This is a genomic window from Dysgonomonas mossii DSM 22836 (assembly GCF_000213575.1).
Taxonomy (GTDB): domain Bacteria; phylum Bacteroidota; class Bacteroidia; order Bacteroidales; family Dysgonomonadaceae; genus Dysgonomonas; species Dysgonomonas mossii.
On record NZ_GL892010.1, the window covers coordinates 177977 to 182617 of the forward strand.

Genomic DNA, 4641 nt, shown 5'->3' on the forward strand with positions numbered 1-4641 from the left:
TATCATCTAATAGAAAAAGAGAAGCAATAGAAAAGGCGAGTTCACATATTGTGCCAGAGGAAAGGCCTGAATGGGAAGAAAACACATCCCTTAAAGAATGGTTGAAAGGATTTAAAGAATAAAGTTATGTAAACTAAAAAGCATAGAAAGTGGTAAGAATCAGTCGTATTTTTACCCTTTCTTTACATAACCATATTCTTCACATATTTTTGCGGTTTCATAGGTCTATATTTTAAAAATCAAATAAACTGGGTTGAGGATTTAATGCTACTTTCTTGGTTTTCTTAACAGGCTGTATCATTTTCCTGTATGCTTCGTCCTGTGCCTTTTGTATGGCATCCTTACGTGCTTGTTCCTTTTCTTCTGCGGTCAGTTCCACTACATGGTTTACGACTACATGGGCGTTTATCTGCTTGCCTACTTCGATATTATCTTCATCGTAAAAATGTACTGCCATGCTATAAATTTCCTCGTCTGCAAAGCCGTTACAGCCTGTTTTTTGTACGCTGTTGAGAATGTATGTAACACATTATGCGTAGCTATACATTATGTTTAGATAACAGCTTTTCTCTTTTTAAAAATCCTATATTACAATCAATTAGAGGATTTGCTTAACGCTTTTTCTTTACATAATAAATTTCATCCGCTCGTCTTTGTATTGACTGGCGAACGGATGAAATAAGATTTTTATCGGAAGCTCATCAACTCTTCAAGTAATCCCTTGTCCTTTTCCCATAGATTTTCCGATTCAATATTGGGGCTTAGTCGTAAATAAGCTCTTTCTATTGCCTCTCTTTTTTGCTTTGAGTCTGAACGTGCATATATTTCTGTTGTCATAACAGAAGAATGTCCAAGAATATCCCTTATATGATGGAGTATAACTCCGGCTTGAAGCAAATGCATTGCTTTTGTGTGCCGAAGTGTATGGCAGCTTATATGTCCTGTGAAAAATGCAGGATTTTCTTTTCTTGCTTTATCAACATATTTATCTAGGATGTATGTTACTCCTGCTCTGGTGAGTTTTTCATGCCTACAGTTGTAAAATAATGGATGCTGTAGCTTTTCAGGAGAGAAGAGGAAATTTTCTTTCATATAGATCCGAAGAGATTCAACCTGCTCTTTTAAAAGAGGAATTGTTCTTCCTCGTTTCCCTTTGCCAATAACATAAACGGAAAAAGGTTCACTCTCTATGCGTAACGACATTGGTATTAAATCACATATTTCTTGAACCCTTGCTCCAGTATCACACATGAGAGACAACAATGCTAAATCACGCCTACCTCTACAGGTTGACACATCTGGCTGTGCCAATAAAAGCTTTACTGCATCTACAGAAAGGTATTCTACTGGCTTTTCTCCAGTTTTCAACTTAGGTATCGACATAATTGCTTGCCACACCTCTATTCCACCAACTTCCTTGTATTGAAGGTATTTGGCAAATGAACAAAAGGCAGAGAGTCTATAATTTCTTGTTGCATTACCACAGTTTCGACTTGATATTATCCAAGAAAGAAAACCAAGAATGTTGTCTTTCGTAAAATGTTTGAGTGATAGTTTCTCTACTTTTACACTTTTACAATCTCTCATGTACATTACAAATTGCGTAAAAGTTTCGCTATAAGACTTAATTGTATTGTTACTGACACTTCTCTCATAAGGAAGATATGTCGTTAGAAAACGACTTATCTGTTTTGCAAAATCTGTACGTTCTTTCATTACTCTGTCTTATTATAACTGCGATAAATAAATGCATTAATTTTTGATGTATTTTCCAAGAGTTCCGGATGCATTTCTGCTGTTAAACGTACATATTGCTCAGTTGCCGATAGCGATTTATGACCCAAACATGCAGATAATATAGGCATTGCTGCATACATATCTATACCATCATGAGCCATTTGGACCAAAGATCCGGTTGCCATTGTATGCCGGAAATCGTGAAGTCTTGGACCTTTACGATTCCCAAATATCGGAATTGCAGAGCTCCTCAGTATCATTCTAAACCATTTTCCAACACTGACTGCTTTGCATGGTGTTCCATCTGGCTTTACAAATAAATGAGATTTGGATGCAGCAATATTTTTAATGGGGATTCGATCTCGATATTGAAGGTATTGTCGTAACACAACTTCCATACTCTCACATATAGGAACAATTCGCTCACACCGGTTTTTAGTTTTAGTAATCAGAATGTAATGTCCTTCGAGGGAAACATTTTCATTCTTAATTGTCAATGCTTCCTGAATACGCAATCCTGTACTATAAAGTAGTCGTAATAATGCAGGCATAATAAAGATTAAACAGTCCATATCATTTCTATTTATACGAAGCTCCATACTCTTTTGCATAATCAAATTGATTTGTTCTTTCGTATAAATGTATGGTGAGTAAGTCCCTTTAGTAGGTGAGGGCATTTGAGGTATGTAACACCCAACCCCTTGACGAGAGATGTGTCTTGATAATTGACACCATACACTTATTCTAGCATATAAAGTTCGTTCGCCATCATTTACCCGAGTCTTCCTCCATTTTATAAACAATTCTTCTGTTATAATTGATTCTCTAATCTGTTGGGTGATATAAAAACTGTCTATATCTCGCAATGTTGCAGCCATATGTAAAACACTTATACCGCCTAATCTTTTCAACTCAATGAAACTATAAAGGAAAGGTGCTATAGAACTATTAAAATTGAAAACGTTACTCATAAAAAGCACCTCCTTTCTGCAAATAAAAAGAATCATCGACAGGAGGAACAGGCATAGCACATTTTAAAAGAGACTCAATGTCAATGTTGATATACTTTGCAGTGGTATTAGAAGACTTATGCCCTAATACAGAAGATATAACGGGAATGGGAGTGCCACAGTCCATCATTGTTGTAGCCAAACTATGCCGCATAGAATGTGGCCCATGATGACGATTGCCGATGGATACTCCGGATTGTGTAACCAATGTTCCTAAAGCTCCACTGATGACTTTGGCACTTGCATCAATAAAGGGTGCGTGTCCAACGAGGAAAATTTGTTTAGATTCAGAAATAGGTCGTCCGTTTTTTATATATTCAATCAATGCGTTTCCTATGTCTGTTAACAAAGGAAGTCTTACCTCCCTTTCTGTTTTATGCTGATTTATGACAATTTCGTTCTTTACCCAATCAATGCTGGAAAATGATAATCTTGCAATGTCTGTAGCTCGCAAGCCTAATCGGGTAGCTAATAAAAGCATGGCGTAGTTTCTTCGTCCAATGGCACTGCCACGATCTACGGATTGTTCTATCTTTTTAACCTCGTCTATCAAATAAAATGAGCGTATTTTTTCTTGTATAGGTATATGGTAATTTTTTAAATAATCATTCACATCCTCTTGGATAATTCCATTCTTATACCAGAAATTCAACAGTCTCTTTATGATTGCCAGAGCATTAGACTTATCACTTCTTGCAGAAATATATTTCAGTATGTGGCATTCTTTTATCAAATTCGCATCATAAATCCCATTGTTGTTTAGGTATTTAAGAAAATAACTTAAATGTTGCTTGTAGGTTTGTATTGTGCTTTTTGAACGTCTGGCATATACCACATGGTTGATATATTTTTGCATCTCAATACCAATGGTTCCATCGAGTAGGTACTTAACAGGTTCTTTCCCTCTCTTTCGTATGTACCCATATAAAAGGTAATCATCCAAGATACGAATACTTCTGATTTTTGACCGTTCTCTGTATGAGAGTTCCTCCAATGAACGATTACAAGTGACTTCCTCCAAAAAGGCCTGACCTACATTAGGATTGTATAAATCAAGATTGTGCTTGGACATATAAGAACGAATTCCTACATTCCACAATACCTCATAATCAGTTATACTACCTGAACGATAACGGTTCTTTTGAAAGAACGAAATACAATTTTCTATCAGACTATCCAAGCCCATAGAATTTAGGTTACTATTTCTGTTCATAAATATGAATTGATAATTATTGGGCATTATTACCCAATTGCAATATATATATTATGCTGAGTTGTTATGCTAAGAAATTGTATTAAATCGCACTTAATTAAATGGTTATACATCAACCTTTAAAACAGCTTTCCATAATGTATAGCTACGCATAATGTATTACATATATTCTGAATACTGTACGGAAAAGCGGTTGTAACGGTTTTACAGATATTGAAGTTTACTCAATGGCAGTACTCTATTACGATGAAGATACTATCGAAATAGGCAGACCTATGAACAATAGCCATATAGTAGTCAATCATGTCGTAGAATTTACCGAAGAAGAAAAAGCAGAAGCACGGCAGGAAGCTATTAAGAAATTACAGAACGAAGCCTATACTAAGATGAAGCAACCTGTTAAAAAGGCTAAGAGAGTAGAATTAAATCCACAACCCACATTATTTGATTTTTGACTTATGAAACCACAGAAATATGTGAAGAATATGGTTATGTAAAGAAAGGGTAAAAATACGACTGATTCTTACCACTTTCTATGCTTTTTAGTTTACATAACTTTATTCTTTAAATCCTTTCAACCATTCTTTAAGGGATGTGTTTTCTTCCCATTCAGGCCTTTCCTCTGGCACAATATGTGAACTCGCCTTTTCTATTGCTTCTCTTTTTTCTATTAGATGATAG

4 protein-coding genes and 1 pseudogene are annotated in these 4641 nt (G+C 35.5%); 1 reads left to right on the forward strand and 4 read right to left on the reverse strand.

Going from position 1 to position 4641, the window contains the following annotated elements; all coding sequences use genetic code 11:
- Window positions 1-232: 232 nt before the first annotated feature.
- The 4 genes and pseudogenes from HMPREF9456_RS14655 to HMPREF9456_RS14670 form a co-directional block, all read right to left on the reverse strand.
- Window positions 233-529: pseudogene (locus HMPREF9456_RS14655) on the reverse strand (PcfK-like family protein); the annotation flags it as partial.
- A gap of 158 nt (window positions 530-687) precedes the next feature.
- Window positions 688-1716, reverse strand: coding sequence for a tyrosine-type recombinase/integrase (locus tag HMPREF9456_RS14660; protein WP_006844338.1), 1029 nt, complete (start codon window positions 1714-1716; stop codon window positions 688-690).
- Window positions 1716-2708 (reverse strand): tyrosine-type recombinase/integrase, encoded by a 993-nt coding sequence (locus tag HMPREF9456_RS14665; protein ID WP_018075182.1) that lies wholly within the window; start codon window positions 2706-2708, stop codon window positions 1716-1718. The genes HMPREF9456_RS14660 and HMPREF9456_RS14665 overlap by 1 nt, the downstream gene beginning before the upstream one ends.
- Window positions 2701-3960 carry a site-specific integrase gene (locus HMPREF9456_RS14670; RefSeq protein WP_245531037.1) on the reverse strand — a complete coding sequence of 420 codons (1260 nt, stop codon included), beginning with the start codon at window positions 3958-3960 and terminating at the stop codon, window positions 2701-2703. The genes HMPREF9456_RS14665 and HMPREF9456_RS14670 overlap by 8 nt, the downstream gene beginning before the upstream one ends.
- A 167-nt stretch (window positions 3961-4127) precedes the next feature.
- Between HMPREF9456_RS14670 and HMPREF9456_RS14675 the strand changes: the two genes are divergently transcribed.
- Window positions 4128-4415 carry a PcfK-like family protein gene (locus tag HMPREF9456_RS14675; protein WP_338033533.1) on the forward strand — a complete coding sequence of 96 codons (288 nt, stop codon included), beginning with the start codon at window positions 4128-4130 and terminating at the stop codon, window positions 4413-4415.
- Window positions 4416-4641 lie beyond the last annotated feature (226 nt).

Bases quoted from the DNA above. Each gene is read 5' to 3' on its own strand.
- HMPREF9456_RS14660 (WP_006844338.1), bottom strand. From the start codon at position 1,716: ATGAAAGAACGTACAGATTTTGCAAAACAGATAAGTCGTTTTCTAACG.
- HMPREF9456_RS14665 (WP_018075182.1), bottom strand. From the start codon at position 2,708: ATGAGTAACGTTTTCAATTTTAATAGTTCTATAGCACCTTTCCTTTAT.
- HMPREF9456_RS14670 (WP_245531037.1), bottom strand. From the start codon at position 3,960: ATGAACAGAAATAGTAACCTAAATTCTATGGGCTTGGATAGTCTGATA.